The following is a 17,141-nucleotide window of genomic DNA, read 5'->3' as shown; positions in this document are numbered from 1 at the left end:
ATCAAAACAAATATCGACAAAAGTATAAAGTTTACAAAAAAATGACCGAAAAAAAGGAAAGCAATCATAAATCAGCCAGTTCACGCGTAAACAATCATCACCTTGCACTAAAAAATGAATTTTTTTTCATAAATGTAATCCCTTTATTGGCGCGGTTTTCATCCTGCCATGTCATAAAGATGACAATAATTTTCGTAGAAAAACAGTTATCAAACGTTGCCAAAGTAAAAAAGCTCTGTTAGAATAAACCCAGCGAGTTTTTAGTAACAACTTTGTAAACTTTAAAATGTCATCTTGTAACTTTTACCAGAAAAGCTGATTTTTGTCGAAAAAGTTGGATATCGTCATACGGTGCATTAACAAAGTGTAAAGCCAAATTCCGTGGCACCGGGAAACGGGGGAACCGTTTTGGGTGAATTGATCTTGCAAGAGAGGGATCATAGGGGAAGCCTTCTACCGAATCCTTAAGCTAACCTCGTAGGCATTGGAAGGGGACAAATGATTTTGAACATGAAAAAGAAACTAACCGCCGCACTAATGGGATTCGCAATTGCATTTACTGTTATGGGGAATAGCAGTGCACATGCTGATTCCAAAATGGACCAGATCATTGATCCAGCAATGGGAACACCGTACCGCATCGGGGGAACCTCTTTCAACGGTTTCGATTGCTCCGGATTCACTCAATATGTATTCAGTAAAATGAACATTGATCTGCCGCGTCAATCCACATCGCAATTCCAAGTAGGCGACGCAGTAAGTAGAGACAATCTGCAAGCTGGAGACCTCGTCTTCTTCAACACGACTGGAGCAGGAGTTTCACATGTAGGAGTCATGGTAAGCAGCACGCAATTCGCGCATGCTTCCACATCCAGAGGCGTACGTATTGATAACCTCAGCATGGATTATTACGCAGAACGCTATGTCGGCGCTAAACGCGTAATGAGCAATTATGCTTTTGACACGTTCGCAACCGACAATTAATATAACCTTTTAAATAATAACCTTATATTTTGTGATTCATAACCGTAAGAGATTCCCGCCAGAATCTTTTGCGGTTTTTTATTTGTTCTTGTACTATATAAACGAAACAAAACCGAAATTGGTTACACTTATTTGGAAAAAAGTTATCCAGTATTTGAGATATTGATTTGGTAATTATGTCTACTAATAATTAACCACGCCATAATTATGGTAAACATGTTTTCCAATATTTATTTTAATTATTTTTAGTTAATACCCGTCTCATTTGATCTTCAATCATCTTCAAAAAGGAGCAGTGATTCATGTCGATTTCCCTCACCCCGCCCTTCATCGTTACGGAAATGACTGAGGCCCATGCGGCTGATATTTGTACATGGGTATATCAAGCCCCTTACGATATTTATGGCTGGATGTCATGGGATCAGATGCAGCAACTGGAAGTGGAGTTTGGCGATCCAAAGCTGCGCAAGGAGCAATATGCCTCCATTTTAGACAGTACAGGTGTGCTATTTGGATTCGCACAGTTTTTCCCATTGGAAGGTACTGTTCGACTCGGTGTAGGCATGCGACCCGATCTATGCGGCAACGGTTATGGCGAAGCATTTGTCCGTGTCATTACCGAAGAAGCGATAGCACGGAAGCCTGAAGCAGAGATCGATCTGGAAGTACTCACTTGGAATCAGCGCGCCATCCGTACGTATCAGAAAGCTGGATTTCATATTACCGATGCATATGATCGCCGTACACCGGACGGTATGAAGCCATTCTATTGTATGGTTTACCAAGCGGACGCAGATAGAACCTCATCGCCATAAAGATTCGGCATACCGATACCAGTGACTGCCCAAGCATCCTTCTTTACTATGGGCATCCAACGACAAAAGACCGAATGACAAAAGAAGCAATACGCCTTCTCCCGTCATCCGGTCTTTTTCATTTTACCCATTTATATTCATCGTACCCTGTTCATCAGATCAGCGGAACAAAGGTCATTTCCGTTTCCCCGATCAAAATATCGATCCGGTGCGTATCCGCAGCATAAATGACTACCCCGCTGCCGACCTGAATGGAAGGTTCGGAACCAAGCGCATAAAATAGATCCTCTGCTAGCGCCTCTTGCACCTCACGGCGCTCCTCTGCCTGTAAGCCTGCCCATTCTTCCGGCGGCATTTGAAAAAATAGATAACAATCGGGAATCAAGTCCAACGCCGTCGTCAAATCAGTCAGTATATCCTCATACTCGCGTCCATGTTTAACGCCCATAACGAACCTCCAGTCCATCTGTCTATATTGTTACAATTGCCAACTTCTTTCCATTATAACTTAAAAAAACTCTTCATAAAGCATCATATTCTGTCGATAACAAAAGTATCAGCGAATCAAGCAATGCCATCATTCCATGGAAGAGAATGATGCAAGCCATACAACATATACTCATGGACGAGGTGTATTATGCAAATTTCAACAATTCTTGGTCTGGTACTCGGGATTCTCTCTCTAGTTGTCGGTATGATCCTCAAGGGCGCACCACTGGTCAGTCTGGTTAACAACCCTGCTGCCTACGTTATCATCCTGGTAGGTACAGCCGCAACGATCTTTATGGCGTTCCCGATGCCCGAAGTCAAACGTGTTCCGAAACTGTTCGGAATCATTTTCAAAAATCAGACTCTGCTCGACAAAAAGGAACTGGTTCGTACATTCATGGACTGGGCTTCCATTACGCGCCGCGAAGGTTTGCTCGCGCTGGAATCCAAAGTTGAAGAAATCGACAATTCCTTTCTCCGCAATGGAATGCGGATGATCATTGATGGTAATGATCAGGAATTTGTACAGGATGTGCTGATGGAAGATATTAATGCTACCGAGGAACGTCACCGCTCCGGCGCGCTGATCTTCTCGCAGGCGGGTATGTATGCACCTACACTCGGTGTACTCGGTGCGGTTGTCGGTCTGATTGCCGCCCTTGCCGATTTGAGTGATATGGAAAAGCTGTCCCACGCGATTGCTGGTGCGTTTATCGCAACGGTTCTCGGTATCTTTACCGGTTATGTATTGTGGCATCCGATGGCCAATAAATTGAAACGTCTGTCCAAAGCAGAAGTGGAGATTAAGCTGATGATGGTCGAAGGTCTGCTATCGATTCAATCCGGTGTATCGACCATGGCAATCAGTCAAAAACTCGCTGTATTCCTGACACCAACAGAGAAAATTGAGCTAGAAGGACAACAGGAAGGAGGCGGCGGCGGTGAGCAAGAAGGGTAAACGACATGAACCTCATGAGGAGCATGCCGACGAAAGCTGGCTGCTCCCCTATTCCGACTTGATGACCCTGCTGCTAGCACTCTTCATCACCCTGTTCTCCATGAGCTCGCTAGATGCTGCCAAATTTCAGCAGATGGCCAAAGCTATGAGTGCCGCCTTCACCGGTGGCAGTGGTGTACTGGATGAAAATGCGATGGCTCCAACTGAAGGCGAAGTTCCAAACAAAGATCCGCAGGACAATACGGCTGCGGCAGCTGACAACTCAGATAGTCAGAAGTCCAAGCAAAAGCTGCGCGAAGCGTTACAAAAGCAAGAGCAGCAAGATCTGGAAAATCTCAAGCGCAAGCTGGATCAGTATATCAAGGAAAATGGTCTTAGCTCCCAGCTGACCACCAAGTTGAACCAGTCCGAACTGAAAGTGACGATCAGTGATAATACACTGTTCGCTTCCGGTCAGGCAACGGTCAAAACTGATTCACGCATGCTCGCCAAATCACTATCCTCTATTTTACAAGCAATTCCTGATTATGATATTATCGTCTCCGGTCACACGGACAATGTACCGATCTCCAACTCGCAGTATACATCCAACTGGAATCTGAGTTCGGACCGTGCATTGAACTTTATGCAAATTTTGCTACTCAATCAGAAGCTGGACCCGCGCAAGTTTAGTGCAATTGGTTACGGTCAGTACCACCCGATTGCCGATAACTCCACCAATGTGGGACGTGCCAAAAACCGCCGCGTTGAAGTTGCCATTGTCCGCAAATATGTAGACAGTGATGTGAATCCAACATTGCAGTCCATTGTAGGCAACGGAAGCGACACCAGCAATTAATTGTATACGATGGAAGAAGTCATTCGCTTCTCCATGCAATGAACGGATACCGGCTTGCTGGTATCCGTTTTTGCTTGTGGATTAACATTGAAATCCCCCCTCGTATTGCCTAAAATTGATAGGGAAGCCTGTGGAAAACATTTAGACGGCAAAAGAACGTCACAATACCCGACTACATTGTGCCACACCATACGTTGCCTGCTCTCTCGCTCTCTTGACAGCTACAAAAGTTATTCACAAAAACGATTAAAAAGTAAGTTTTCCACAACAAAACATAGTTATCCACAGTTTTGTCCACAAGCTGTTAACAACGAATATTTGTTCGATGGACAAGTGCCATACGTATCCACAATAGAAAGAAGGGTTTATCATTTCCATCATTCAACATCAGCACTGGATGAAAGAGGCGATTGAGGAAGCACGCAAAGCCGAAGTGCTGGGCGAGGTCCCGATCGGTGCCGTCATCGTTAAAGATAACGAAATTATTGGGCGAGGATATAATCTGCGTGAAACGACGCATGATGCCACCGCCCATGCCGAGATTATCGCCATTCGTGAAGCTAGCGAACGACTCGGCTCATGGCGCTTGCTCGACTGCACCTTATACGTCACATTGGAGCCTTGCCCCATGTGTGCAGGCGCTATCGTGCAAAGTCGTGTACCCACAGTCGTTTACGGCACTACCGATCCTAAGGCGGGCTGTGCCGGCACATTGATGAATCTGCTGCAAGAGCCGCGCTTTAATCATCGGACTGAGATAATGGATGGCATTATGCAGGAAGAATGTGCAGCACTGCTTACTGACTTTTTCCGAGGGTTGCGAGTGAAGCTCAAGCAAGCACGTTTAGAACGTCAAGCAGAGTCAGAATAAGAAACGAATTCCTCATAATGTTCATAGTAGGGAGGCACACATATGCACATGCAATTGCATAACCAAGAGCGGGGCATATATGTCCGTCTATTACAGCCGGATGATGCAGAGCAGCTACTACAGCTGCGGTTATCTAGTCGGGAAGAGAACCAGCAGTATGAACCGCAGTATCCCGACGACTTTTTCACGTTTGCCAGTCAGCTGGATCTGATCTATCGTCGCAAGCAGGAGGCTGCCGAGGATCGTGGGTATTTGTTCGGTATGTTTCGTGAAGAGGACGACGTACTGATTGGTACGATCTCAGTCAGCCATCTTGTACGCGGTGTTGGCCAATTCGCCGATCTGGGCTACTCCCTCGGCTCTGCTTACAAAGGGAATGGATATATGACAGCCGGTGTGCGGCTGGTGCTAGAGTATGCCTTTCGTTCGCTCGGTCTACATCGTATTCAGGCGGGAATCATTCCCTATAATACAGCGTCTCAGCGCGTATTAGAGAAATGCGGCTTTCAGAAGGAAGGTATCGCTCGTAAGCTGGTTAAGATTAACGGTCAATGGGAAGATCATCAGATGTATTCCCTTCTGGTCGACGATTTTCTGACGTGATCCATCCATAGTGATGGTGATATAGGAATAGGTAAGCAATGTTATAACGTCATCCTAGCGGATACAAACACCGTTCATAAACAAACAACCCTCGTCTGCACCATATGGTGTCGTGACGAGGGTTGTTTGTTTATGCTACGTTTGCTTTTGTGATTGAAGCTACTTGTACAATCTACTTGCTCCTAACGTGGTACATCACCACGCAGGATAGGGTCTTCTATGATATGAGTTATCTTGCTTATGCGGATTCAAGCTACGATTGAATGATTGAACATCTACGAATACCGATTACCTTTACAGGACAGGAACGGTTACTTGTCGCTACCGTCTTGATCCTATCCGACTACTTAGTACGACGATCCCATTTCTTGTTGCAGCTCTTGCAGTGTGATTACGTCAGCATCAGCCGGGATACCAATCGCAAAGGTTTGTTTTTCGTTGATTTTGGAATACTGACCGCTTCCTTCAAGTGCCAGCTTCACATTTTGTTTTGTATCTGGATCAGAGAATACCGCATCCATCACCATTTTTTGATACACAGGGAAGTCTTTATCGTTGATCGCTGTGTTGATATTGAATTGGTTCAGCGTCAGGTATTTATCCAGCTCGTTCACTGTTTTGGAGAATTCACTTTGCGAATCTTGAGATTGAATATCCTTTTTCGCTTGGTCAATATCTTCTTGCGTCAGGTTCAGAGCAGAACGATATTCTTCTTTGGACAGTACATCCAGCACTGCAGGCAGCGCTTGTTTTACAAAGATCGTTACTGCTTCTTTAGCATTGTCATTCGTTACAGCAAATTGCACCACTTGCTTCGCATCTACACCATCTGGCAGGCCAGCATCAGCAGGTTTGATGTCTTTGAAGTATTTTGCTTGGTCGTATTTATCCAAGATAGCACCGGACAGCTCTTGTGCCAGCTTTTGGCTAGTGTCTGCGCTAATTGGTGTGTACTCTTCACCTTGCATTTGCGCCAGTTCTTTGAGATCCAGCTTCAGGAATTTGCCAACTACGTTTTGCGACAGTGGCAGCATCGGGATTTGCGGGATTTTAACATACATGGTTTCCTGTGTCAGCACGATCGGCACTTCAAAGTTCATGGAGCCGCCAGCCAGTTTCAGGTTCATTGTCATTTCTGTTTGCATTGGGTCTGCTTGATACACACCGTTCAGTGTGAATTCTGCATTTTTCAGCGTGTTGGCGATTTGCGCGCTTTCGGACGATGCTGCGCCATCAGCCGAAGTGATTGCCAGATCATTGATCTTGAACTGACTTGTCATGGTGTAGGAAGTCATTTTAGCAGCATTTGCTGTCGCTGCTTTTACCGCTTCTTTTGGTTCTGCTGTTTTTGTACAGCCAACCAGTGTGAGGGTGAATACCAGCAACAGTGCCAGTAGGCTCCCGGTCATCTTCTTGTTCATTGTGTTACCCCTTTCTGTGTCAAAGCGTGTAATGTTCAATAGTAGTGAAATCAAGCAAGAAAAATAAACTCCGCATCCATGATAACCCATTTTGGCAATATTTTAAATGACGCATCCAAAATTAGTTATAATTTCTTAACATTGCGGGTTAATTTGACCTGCTCATTCTACCAAAGAGGAATGAATCTGATCGTATTGCTAATCGTTCTGTCCTGCTTTTGCACATACATGCAGATATGTCTTGCTGTTGTTCGATGCGTAGCACATGTACACGGGTCCGTTTAGTGAATATCCCGTTTTCTGAAGCGTCCACCTTTGACATCGTGAATATTGCCGACCGCCATAAAGGCATTTTCGTCAAAGTGATTCACAATTTCCTTGAGCTTGGCTTCTTCGAGGCGTGTAATGACGCAAAAGATCACTTTCTTGTCTTCACCGGAAAATCCGCCTTCCCCGGATAAATAAGTAACAGTTCGTCCCAACCGACTGATAATCGCGTCTCCGATATCATGAATACGGTCGCTGATAATCCAGACCGATTTGGACTGATCCAGACCATCGATGGTAATGTCGATAACCTTGGTGGCGATATAATACGCGATAATCGAATACATCGCCCGATCCCAGCCAAATACAAAGCCTGCGCCGGTCAAAATAAATACATTGATGATCATGACAATCTCACCTACGGAGAAAATACTACGTCGCGATAGCAAAATCGCAATAATCTCCGTTCCATCCAGTGAACCGCCAGAACGTAGCACTAGCCCAGTGCCTAGTCCGAGAAACATACCGCCGAATACAACAGCCAGTACCGTTTCATTCACAAAGGCAGCGACCGGATGCAGCAGCAGGGTACCGACCGACATAACGGAAATGCCCAGCAACGTGGACAGCGCAAAGGTTTTGCCGATCTGCTTGTATCCAATCACGAGAAACGGAATATTGATCAGAAACAGAAAAATCCCGAGCTTCCAGCCAGTCAAGAAGGACATAATGATCGAAATCCCTGTAATACCGCCATCCGTTACATTGTTCGGTACAAGGAACAGCTCCAGTGCGATCGCCACCAGAACAGCACCAAGAACGATCAACATCGTACGGACGAGCGTGCTTCGCAGAGAACGTTTGCCGTGCTCCACCGGAGTGAATGCGGCCAAATCGGGAGGTTGGTGCAATGCCATGGCATGGCCTCCTTTTCTTATGTACGTGGCAACTTCCAAAAAGGTGACAATTTTTTGTCAATCAGCAATATATTTATATTATTATTATTACATAAATTACCTTCGTCTCCTATAACAAACCGATCCAACAGCCAATTTTCTTCGATAGGAACGTATTGGAATACAGAGATACTTTACGATAGACATATATAGATGTAACAAGACATATATGAATATAACAAAAAAGCCGTCCCTTTCGGAACGACTTGGATAGACGATATATGGCGGAGAGGGTGGGATTCGAACCCACGTGGAGTTGCCCCCTAACGGTTTTCAAGACCGCCCCGTTATGACCGCTTCGGTACCTCTCCAAACATTATGTTATACAATATTCGGTTGAATATTGCACAACATAATTAATATATCACACATGCTATAGCAGCACAATATTTATTTTTGCAGTTTGCTGATAACCTCAACTCCGCGCATATACGGACGCAGCGCTTCCGGCACAATCACACTGCCATCTTCCTGCTGATAATTTTCCAGAATCGCAGCTACTGTACGACCTACTGCCAGACCAGAACCATTCAGTGTATGCACAAACTCTGGCTTGCTCTTGTTATCTTTGCGGTAACGGATGCTAGCACGACGCGCTTGGAAATCCTCCACATTGGAGCAAGACGAGATCTCACGGTACATATCGCTTTCAGGCAGCCATACTTCCAGATCATACGTTTTCGCCGCGCTGAAGCCCATATCGCCTGTGCACAGTGCCAGAACACGGTACGGCAGACCCAGCAGCTGCAAAATGCGCTCTGCATTGGCTGTCATTTTCTCCAGCTCTTCGTAGGACGTTTCCGGCTCAACCACTTTGATCAGTTCAACCTTATTGAATTGATGCTGACGGATCAGACCGCGTGTATCGCGACCCGCAGCGCCCGCTTCGGAACGGAAGCAAGAGCTATACGCTACATAGTGCTTCGGCAGATCTTCCTTCGACAGAATCTCTTCACGATGATAGTTGGTAACTGGTACTTCTGCGGTTGGGATCAGGTAATAATCGGTATCCGTCAGCTTGAACAGATCTTCTTCAAACTTCGGCAATTGACCTGTACCCACTAGACTGTCACGGTTTACGATATATGGAGGCAGAATTTCTTCATATCCATGATCGCCACTGTGTACATCCATCATAAAGTTGATCAGTGCGCGCTCCAGGCGTGCACCCAGCCCTTTATAAAAGGTAAAGCGTGAACCCGTTACTTTGGCACCCGCTTCAAAGTCTAGAATACCCAGCTCCTGTGCAATATCCCAGTGTGCCTTTGGTGTAAAGGAGAATTCACGCGGTTCGCCATTGCGACGAATCTCTACGTTATCTTCTTCGGAAGCACCAATCGGTACACTGCTGTCTGGCAGATTCGGAATCGCCAGTGTCAGCGCATCAATCTCGGTTTCCAGCGTACGGATTTCCTCATCCAGTGCTTTGATACGGTCAGATACCTGACGCATCTCCAGAATCAGTTCCTCTGCATCTTCCTTGTTCTTTTTGCGCTGTGCCACTTCACCCGATACGGTATTACGGCGATTTTTTAGCTGCTCTGTTTCTTGCAGCAGTTCGCGACGTTTCGCATCCAGCTCAGGGAAAGCAGCGATCAAATCCAGAGATTTGTTGCGATTTTCCAATGCTTGGGCTACACGCTCATAATCATTACGCAAGATTTTGACATCCAACATATAGAACCCCTCCTCATAAAAATAACCTTAACTCCCGGTTCTCTTCTTCGCCGACAGACCAGCCGATGAAAGGAAACGATTCGTCCATCAATCCAAACGAATCATTCCCTTTCGTCAAGCCAGGTGCTGTACCAGGCAAGCGAGAACTTGCCGCACTCCGAAAGAGAATACGCTCGCTTACGGAAGCTGCCAAGAGTTAAGGTCTATATTTCCATCATTACTATCACGGTTGAACAGACAAGCTCATGCGATACACGCTATCCTACGCCCGCGCTGCCAGCGATTCCTTAACCATATCCACAAAATACTGATGCAGTCGGTAATCGTCCGTCAGCTCTGGATGAAACGAACAAGCCAGCAGATGCCCTTGACGCGCTGTTACGATCTCGTCCTTGTACATCGACAGCACATCTACACCTTCGCCCACCTGTTCAATCAAAGGCGCTCGGATAAAGACAGCACGAATCGGCTCATCAATACCCTTCACATCCAGATCAGTTTCAAAGCTTTCCTTTTGCCGTCCGAATGCGTTGCGGCATACCGTCATATCCATCAGCGACAGATGTGCATCTTCCTGTCCAGCGATACGCTCTGCCAGCACGATCAGACCAGCACATGTACCGAATAATGGCTTGCCTTGAGCAGAAAACTGTTGCAGCGCATCGATAAAATCGTACTTGCGCATCAGCTTGCCGATCGTCGTGCTCTCGCCACCAGGAATCACCAGTCCATCCAGTTCCGCCAGCTCGTCGACCCGTTTGACACTTACCGCTTCTGCTCCAGCAAGCTTCAAACTGCGAATATGCTCTGCTACGGCACCTTGCAGTGCCAGTACACCGATCTTCATGAATGTATCCTTCTTTCTTACCAGCCGCGGTCCTGCATACGCTCGTCCGCAGTCAATTTGGAGATTTCAATACCTTTCATTGGCGCACCCAGATTTTTGGATACTTCAGCAATGAGTTTGTAATCTGTATAGTGCGTTGTCGCTTCTACGATTGCACGTGCGAATTTCTCTGGGCTTTCGGATTTGAAAATACCAGAGCCTACAAATACGCCATCTGCGCCAAGATGCATCATCAGCGCTGCATCCGCAGGTGTAGCTACACCGCCTGCTGCAAAGTTAACAACTGGCAATTTACCATTTTCGTGTACGCCCAGCAGCAACTCGTACGATACACCCAGAATTTTCGCTTCCGCATACAGCTCGTCCGTGGACATGCTTTGTACTTTGCGAATTTGGCTGTTAATCAGACGCATATGACGTACCGCTTCGACGATATTACCTGTTCCTGGCTCGCCTTTGGTACGGATCATTGCTGCGCCTTCACCGATCCGACGCAGTGCTTCGCCCAGATCTTTGGCGCCGCATACGAACGGTACAGTAAATTCATTTTTATTGATATGGAAAACTTCATCCGCAGGTGTCAATACTTCACTTTCATCCAGATAGTCTACACCAAGGGATTCCAGTACTTTTGCTTCTACATAGTGACCGATACGGGCTTTTGCCATAACTGGGATGGAGACAACTTTCATAACTTCCTCAACAATCGTCGGGTCAGCCATACGGGCTACGCCGCCTGCTGCACGAATATCAGAAGGCACGCGCTCCAGAGCCATAACTGCTGTTGCACCAGCTGCTTCAGCTACTTTCGCCTGCTCTGCGTTCATGACGTCCATGATGACGCCGCCTTTTTGCATTTCCGCCATACCTCTTTTGACTCTCGATGTACCAGTTTCCATGTCCATGCCTCCTGAATTCTTTCGGTAAATCCCCTGATTTCCGTGATGATGGAGATTACTGTAAAATGTGGTTCTGTTCCCGGCCCAATATGCCGCTGTTGCCCTATTTTCAAAGCAAACAGAGGACAGAATCTAACTCATAATTTTACATGACACCTATGCATTATACAATAGAATATTCGCATATATAACAGTATGACCGCCAAGCTAAGCCTAGCGGCACATGATGAAGATGAAGATACACGAATGGATACGTTTGAGACATACCCTTTACTATGGTATGTGTAAGGCTCACCTTAATAAAAGGGAGCGTTATCTCAATCGTTTTATCCCAATCGCTCTACTTAGAACATATTTTTAACGGAGCTAAACAGATCGCCGAATAGATCACCGATGGAACGGAAGAACATACGCAACCAGCTCCCTTTTTCTACTGGCTCAGAAGCAATCAGATTCACAGTCGTAACCTGATCCTGTGGGATGCTGTCATTTTTGTACGTATACGTGATTGTACCCAGCGCTTTGCCTGCTTCGATTGGAGCGGTACGTGCTGTTTCGTCAGATTGAGCAACGGTGTACGTTACATTTTGTGGTTTTGTACCTTTTGGAACGACTACATTTACAGCAGATTCAGTTACAACCGGCACTTCTGTTTCTGTACCTTTCACAACCGGAATACTAGCCAGACCCGATACTGCCGATTTCGCGCCAACAATTTGTTTCACTTCAAAATGATCAAATCCGTAGTCTAGGACTTTTTTCGTTTGAATGAAACGTTCTTTATCACTTGAGGTACCCATAACCACACTAATTAGACGCATACCATTACGTTCAGCCGTACCAGTAAAGCATTGACCTGCTGCATTAGTATGTCCTGTTTTCAAGCCATCCAAACCTGGATAAGCATACGCTTTGAAGTTGGTAATAGACGAATTGGATTCTAACATCCAGTTCCAGTTAACGACAGGGTCTTTGTCCGTAGAACGGAACTTGAATGATGGGATACTTGTTACTTCATTAAAGTCAGGATGATCGATAACGATATGACGTGCCAAAATCGCTGTATCTGCAGCCGACATAATCGTTTCTTGATCGGAATCTGGACGAGTGGCTTGTGGCATATCCGCAATATTCAAACCCGTTGCATTAGCAAAATGAGCTGTTTTCATACCGAACTCTTTTGCTTTGGCATTCATCAGCTTCACAAAATCTTGTTCACTACCTGCTAGATATTCTGCTAATGCAACCGTCGCATCGTTAGCGGAGCCGATTGCCATCGCTTTGTACAGATCCAGCACAGTATGCTTGTCGCCCTCTGCCAAGAATACGCGAGAACCAATTTGCGCGGCAGCATTGGCAGATACAGTTACCTGATCGTCCCATTTGATCTTGCCTTGTTTTACAGCATCAGAAACAAGATACTCCGTCATCATTTTGGACATACTTGCTGGTGGCAGTGCTTCATCGCTGTTTACGGACAGCAGAACTTTACCGGTAGAAGCTTCAATCAGAATCGCCGATTTCACTTGCAAACCGAGCGAATCAACAGACGGAATCGTTGTACTACTGGACGATGTCGCTTCAGTCGACTTTTGATCAGTGGATGTGCTGCTGGAGTTACTGGAAGATGCAGCCATAGCTGCGGTTGGAATAATCGTGCATAAACAAAGCATATTTACAAGCATCAGCGATGCTACACTTTTCTTAATAAGTTGACGTTTCGACTTCTTTCCTTTTTGCGTTAACCACTTGCGTTCCAATGTATTAATGCTCCCCTCAAGTCTTCACTTATGTTATTTCATGCAATACGCGGCATTATGTAGTTCAAAACGAATGCGAAAAAAGCCTGATATTACAATGACTTTCTCATTTTAGCACATGGTGACATGCAAAAAAAGACAAGCCTGCGCAAAATCACAGGCTTGTCTAAACGTCAACCGCAAATTACCTACCAACCGGACACCAATTGGATAGATGGGAATGATTATCGTCGAATGGCTGTGTATCATTCACGATCCCTATCCATTGTTACATGTGGAACATGATGGTACACGATCAGAGTATACATTTACGGTAATGATTCATTACCTAATACGATAGCAACCTACTTACAGCGAGTAGTTAGGCGCTTCTTTTGTAATTTGAATATCATGTGGATGGCTCTCACGCAGACCAGCACCAGTGATACGGATAAATTGAGTATCATTGCGCAGTTCCTCAAGGCTGCCTGTACCACAGTAACCCATACCGGAACGCAGACCACCGATCAGCTGGTGTACAGTTTCGGACAGAGGTCCTTTGTAAGCTACGCGACCTTCGATACCTTCTGGAACGAGTTTTTTGTCATCGTCTTGGAAGTAACGGTCTTTACTGCCTTGTTTCATGGCAGCCATAGAACCCATACCGCGATATACTTTGAAACGACGACCTTGATAGATCTCCGATTCGCCCGGGCTTTCTTCCGTACCAGCAAACATACTGCCCAGCATAACCGCAGATGCGCCTGCTGCCAGAGCCTTCGTGATTTCGCCAGAATATTTGATACCGCCATCAGCGATGATCGGTACACCATATTCGCGTGCTACAGTCGCGCAATCGTAGATAGCAGTGATTTGTGGTACACCGATACCAGCGATAACGCGGGTGGTACAGATGGAGCCTGGACCGATACCGACTTTAACGATAGAAGCACCCGCTTGAATCAGATCGCGTGTAGCTTCACCAGTAGCTACGTTACCTGCGATGATTGTCAGCTCTGGGAACATGCTGCGCAGTTTACGAACAGCATCCAAAATATTGATATGATGACCGTGAGCGGAATCGACAACAAGCAGATCGACACCTGCATTTACCAGTGCTTCTGCGCGTGCAAACGAATCCTGAGATACACCGATAGCAGCACCAACGAGCAGACGACCTTGTGGGTCTTTGGCTGCGTTCGGGAATTGGATCGCTTTTTCAATATCCTTGATCGTAATCAGACCTTTGAGGATATTGTTATCGTCTACCAGTGGCAGCTTCTCGATTTTATGCTTTTGCAAAATACCTTCTGCTTCTTGCAGGGTTGTACCTACAGGAGCAGTCACCAGATTTTCGCTAGTCATCACATCACTAATTGGAATGTTAAAGTCATGGATGAAGCGCAGATCGCGGTTCGTGATGATACCCACCAGCTTGTGGTCTTCATCAACTACAGGTACACCAGAGATGCGATATTTCGCCATAACCGCTTCTGCATCGGAAACCATTTTGTCTGGAGTCAGTGAGAATGGGTTTGTAATAACGCCACTTTCGGAACGTTTTACACGATCAACCTCTTCTGCTTGCTGCTCCAGTGGCATATTTTTATGAATAATACCAACGCCGCCCTCACGAGCCATAGCGATTGCCATTGCAGCTTCTGTCACAGTATCCATACCCGCACTGATCAAAGGTACATTCAGCTTCACATTGTTGCTCAATACAGCTGATACATCTACTTCCTTAGGCAATACTTCGGATTTACGCGGCACCAACAGTACATCGTCAAATGTCAGTCCCTCTTTAGCAAACTTTGTTTCCCACACGAAGATGTTCCTCCCTTAATCTGTTTTGAAATCTGGCTTACAAAATAATCCGTTTCAATCCGCTGTCCCAAACGGGAAAAATCAAACTGCCATCCGATCATTTCCGACACTCACGGCATCTTCTCAAAAGCGAATATTTATAAGCAAATGATTGTATTAAAAGCCCCGATATTCAAGGCAAAATAACCCTGAAAATTAGTTTCTGAAAATATATTATTGCCATCTTAGCAAAGGGGTTATACGCTGTCAAGAACGTTACACCATAATCATTTAAAGGAATCGGAACAACCAAACTTTGCCTTTCCACAGCATACGACTGTCCTCTCCATAAGGACAAAAGGAGAATAAAAAGCACTTTTATTCTATTTAACGGCTATGATTCGACTCTTCCAGCATATTTTGTAAAACGTCTATGTAAACAACGCAAAATAACAAGCAATCGCATAATGATAAACCTATATGTATGATTATTCAATTTCTAGATTAAATAATCACTTACCTACCTGTTTACAACCACCTGTATCCATCACTCTAATACCCACCCAACACAACCACCATCACACTTCCTAGACATACCATAAACTATACAAATGATTGTACAAATCAATCAAGATAGCAGAAAAAAATCCTAAAATCCCGCCTCTTCTCATCCCTTGCTGCGTCTACACGTAAGCCATTTAACAACCAAAAAATTCCCATTTTTTTGTCAGAAAAAGTGGATAAATCAAACCAGAATGGTTATCATGGTAGTCAAACCATCTTACACATCGAAAGGAGATTAATAATGAAAAAAGGAATTACTTCTTTGTTGATTGGATCTGCTTTACTGGTAGGAACAGGTACAGGTGCACTAGCCGCCACAAATTTGGAAAAGGTCACCGCTTATTTAAATGATCAGGTGAAAGTTGAGGTTGATGGTAGTGCAGCAACGCTCAAATCAGCAGACGGTACCAAAGTTACACCACTGACTTATGAGGGCACTACGTATCTTCCTGTACGCGCAACAGCCGATCTGCTTGGTGCAGATGTAAAATATAATTCGACAAGTGGCACTATCCAATTCACAACCGCAACTGGCAGCACATATGGAACAAACAGCAGTGGAGCAAGTGATCCTACAAGCAGCTCAAGCTCCGATAGTACCGGCATCAGTAGTACTGACACATCGTATGATCCTTCGACAGATAGCTCCGCCATCGGTGACGACACATCAGCATCAACTAGTGCCACTAGCAATACGTACACAGACACCAGCACTAAATGATGATTATAAAATAATTTAAATATCTATGTAAAACGATACGCTTAAAACGACCTACTTGAAACTAGATATTAGAGACTTGAAATTAAATACAAAAGATCATCTATTACAAAAGTTATATCAATCGATAGTCCAAATGTTTGGTATATCACTGCTTATACCCACAAGAAGTCATTACTGGCATCCATACTGTGTAAGTATATGGCACTGATTCGATGGTCTCAATACTAAAGTAATTTAGTAAAACCGACTGATCCTTCGTTTAATAACGAATATTAGTCGGTTTTACTTGTTTTGTTTGCTATATTACTTTAAGTATCAAATAAGAGACTAGAATATACAAAAAGAGACGCTACCTCATGGGTAACGTCTCTTTTCTAGTCTTACGTTTCGCTTGGCAACGTCCTACTCTCCCAGGACCCTGCGGTCCAAGTACCATCGGCGCTGGAGGGCTTAACGGTCGTGTTCGGGATGGGTACGTGTGGAACCCCTCCGCCATCATCACCAAACGTGCAGGTTGTTCATCACCTGAAAACTGAATCCGAAACGAATACATCGCGCATTTAGAATCTTGGATAAGCCCTCGACCGATTAGTATTGGTCAGCTCCATGCATTGCTGCACTTCCACCCCCAACCTATCAACCTCGTCGTCTTCAAGGGGTCTTACATACTGGGAAATCTCATCTTG

At 45.2% G+C, this 17,141-nt stretch carries 15 protein-coding genes, 1 tRNA gene, 2 rRNA genes and 1 riboswitch; of the genes, 7 read left to right on the top strand and 11 right to left on the bottom strand.

What is annotated here, in order from left to right; translation table 11 throughout:
- Positions 1-360 precede the first annotated feature (360 nt).
- Positions 361-499, top strand: a riboswitch (cyclic di-AMP (ydaO/yuaA leader).
- An 11-nt stretch (positions 500-510) separates the two neighbouring features.
- Complete coding sequence (locus ABXR35_RS23730) at positions 511-984, top strand: C40 family peptidase (RefSeq protein ID WP_367064577.1); 474 nt, start codon at positions 511-513, stop codon at positions 982-984.
- Between the two features lie 302 nt (positions 985-1,286).
- A complete protein-coding gene (locus ABXR35_RS23725; protein WP_367064549.1) occupies positions 1,287-1,799 on the top strand; it encodes a GNAT family N-acetyltransferase in 513 nt (170 codons plus the stop codon).
- Positions 1,800-1,953: 154 nt separating this feature from the next.
- Here ABXR35_RS23725 and ABXR35_RS23720 read toward each other — a convergent pair whose 3' ends face one another.
- Positions 1,954-2,247 carry a hypothetical protein gene (locus ABXR35_RS23720; protein ID WP_367064548.1) on the bottom strand — a complete coding sequence of 98 codons (294 nt, stop codon included), beginning with the start codon at positions 2,245-2,247 and terminating at the stop codon, positions 1,954-1,956.
- 189 nt (positions 2,248-2,436) lie between these two features.
- Between ABXR35_RS23720 and motA the strand changes: the two genes are divergently transcribed.
- The 4 genes from motA (at position 2,437) to ABXR35_RS23700 (ending at position 5,558) form a co-directional block, all read left to right on the top strand.
- Entirely contained in the window at positions 2,437-3,246 is an 810-nt protein-coding gene (gene motA, locus ABXR35_RS23715; protein ID WP_367064547.1) for a flagellar motor stator protein MotA, read from the top strand.
- Positions 3,230-4,084, top strand: coding sequence for a flagellar motor protein MotB (gene motB / locus ABXR35_RS23710; protein WP_367064545.1), 855 nt, complete (start codon positions 3,230-3,232; stop codon positions 4,082-4,084). The genes motA and motB overlap by 17 nt, the downstream gene beginning before the upstream one ends.
- A gap of 370 nt (positions 4,085-4,454) precedes the next feature.
- The gene (gene tadA / locus ABXR35_RS23705; RefSeq protein WP_367064576.1) at positions 4,455-4,955 is read left to right on the top strand and encodes a tRNA adenosine(34) deaminase TadA; all 501 of its coding nucleotides are present in this window, start codon (positions 4,455-4,457) and stop codon (positions 4,953-4,955) included.
- Between the two features lie 42 nt (positions 4,956-4,997).
- Positions 4,998-5,558, top strand: a complete 561-nt coding sequence (locus tag ABXR35_RS23700) for a GNAT family N-acetyltransferase (RefSeq protein ID WP_367064543.1) — start codon at positions 4,998-5,000, stop codon at positions 5,556-5,558.
- Positions 5,559-5,905: 347 nt separating this feature from the next.
- Here ABXR35_RS23700 and ABXR35_RS23695 read toward each other — a convergent pair whose 3' ends face one another.
- The 8 genes from ABXR35_RS23695 to guaB all read right to left on the bottom strand — a co-directional run bounded on the left by ABXR35_RS23695 (position 5,906) and on the right by guaB (position 15,191).
- Entirely contained in the window at positions 5,906-6,979 is a 1,074-nt protein-coding gene (locus ABXR35_RS23695) for a hypothetical protein (RefSeq protein ID WP_367064541.1), read from the bottom strand.
- 281 nt (positions 6,980-7,260) lie between these two features.
- A complete protein-coding gene (locus ABXR35_RS23690) occupies positions 7,261-8,163 on the bottom strand; it encodes a YitT family protein (protein WP_367064539.1) in 903 nt (300 codons plus the stop codon).
- A 261-nt stretch (positions 8,164-8,424) separates the two neighbouring features.
- A tRNA-Ser gene (locus ABXR35_RS23685) sits at positions 8,425-8,513 on the bottom strand.
- Positions 8,514-8,592: 79 nt separating this feature from the next.
- Positions 8,593-9,879 (bottom strand): serine--tRNA ligase, encoded by a 1,287-nt coding sequence (gene serS, locus ABXR35_RS23680; RefSeq protein WP_367064537.1) that lies wholly within the window; start codon positions 9,877-9,879, stop codon positions 8,593-8,595.
- Between the two features lie 262 nt (positions 9,880-10,141).
- The gene (pdxT, locus tag ABXR35_RS23675; RefSeq protein WP_367064535.1) at positions 10,142-10,726 is read right to left on the bottom strand and encodes a pyridoxal 5'-phosphate synthase glutaminase subunit PdxT; all 585 of its coding nucleotides are present in this window, start codon (positions 10,724-10,726) and stop codon (positions 10,142-10,144) included.
- A gap of 17 nt (positions 10,727-10,743) precedes the next feature.
- The gene (gene pdxS / locus ABXR35_RS23670) at positions 10,744-11,625 is read right to left on the bottom strand and encodes a pyridoxal 5'-phosphate synthase lyase subunit PdxS (protein WP_367064533.1); all 882 of its coding nucleotides are present in this window, start codon (positions 11,623-11,625) and stop codon (positions 10,744-10,746) included.
- A gap of 344 nt (positions 11,626-11,969) precedes the next feature.
- Positions 11,970-13,310 (bottom strand): D-alanyl-D-alanine carboxypeptidase family protein, encoded by a 1,341-nt coding sequence (locus ABXR35_RS23665; RefSeq protein WP_367064575.1) that lies wholly within the window; start codon positions 13,308-13,310, stop codon positions 11,970-11,972.
- 423 nt (positions 13,311-13,733) lie between these two features.
- Positions 13,734-15,191, bottom strand: a complete 1,458-nt coding sequence (gene guaB / locus ABXR35_RS23660) for an IMP dehydrogenase (protein WP_367064532.1) — start codon at positions 15,189-15,191, stop codon at positions 13,734-13,736.
- Positions 15,192-15,975: 784 nt separating this feature from the next.
- Here guaB and ABXR35_RS23655 point away from each other — a divergent pair.
- On the top strand, positions 15,976-16,455 hold the full coding sequence (locus ABXR35_RS23655) for a stalk domain-containing protein (protein ID WP_367064530.1): 480 nt from the start codon (positions 15,976-15,978) through the stop codon (positions 16,453-16,455).
- Positions 16,456-16,844: 389 nt separating this feature from the next.
- Here the strand turns inward: ABXR35_RS23655 and rrf are convergent.
- Positions 16,845-16,961, bottom strand: a 5S ribosomal RNA gene (rrf, locus tag ABXR35_RS23650).
- 62 nt (positions 16,962-17,023) lie between these two features.
- Positions 17,024-17,141, bottom strand: a 23S ribosomal RNA gene (locus tag ABXR35_RS23645); the annotation flags it as partial.

This window comes from Paenibacillus sp. JQZ6Y-1, assembly GCF_040719145.1.
Classification (GTDB): Bacteria; Bacillota; Bacilli; order Paenibacillales; family Paenibacillaceae; genus Saccharibacillus; species Saccharibacillus kandeliae.
This window is presented reverse-complemented; position numbering and strand designations above follow the sequence as displayed.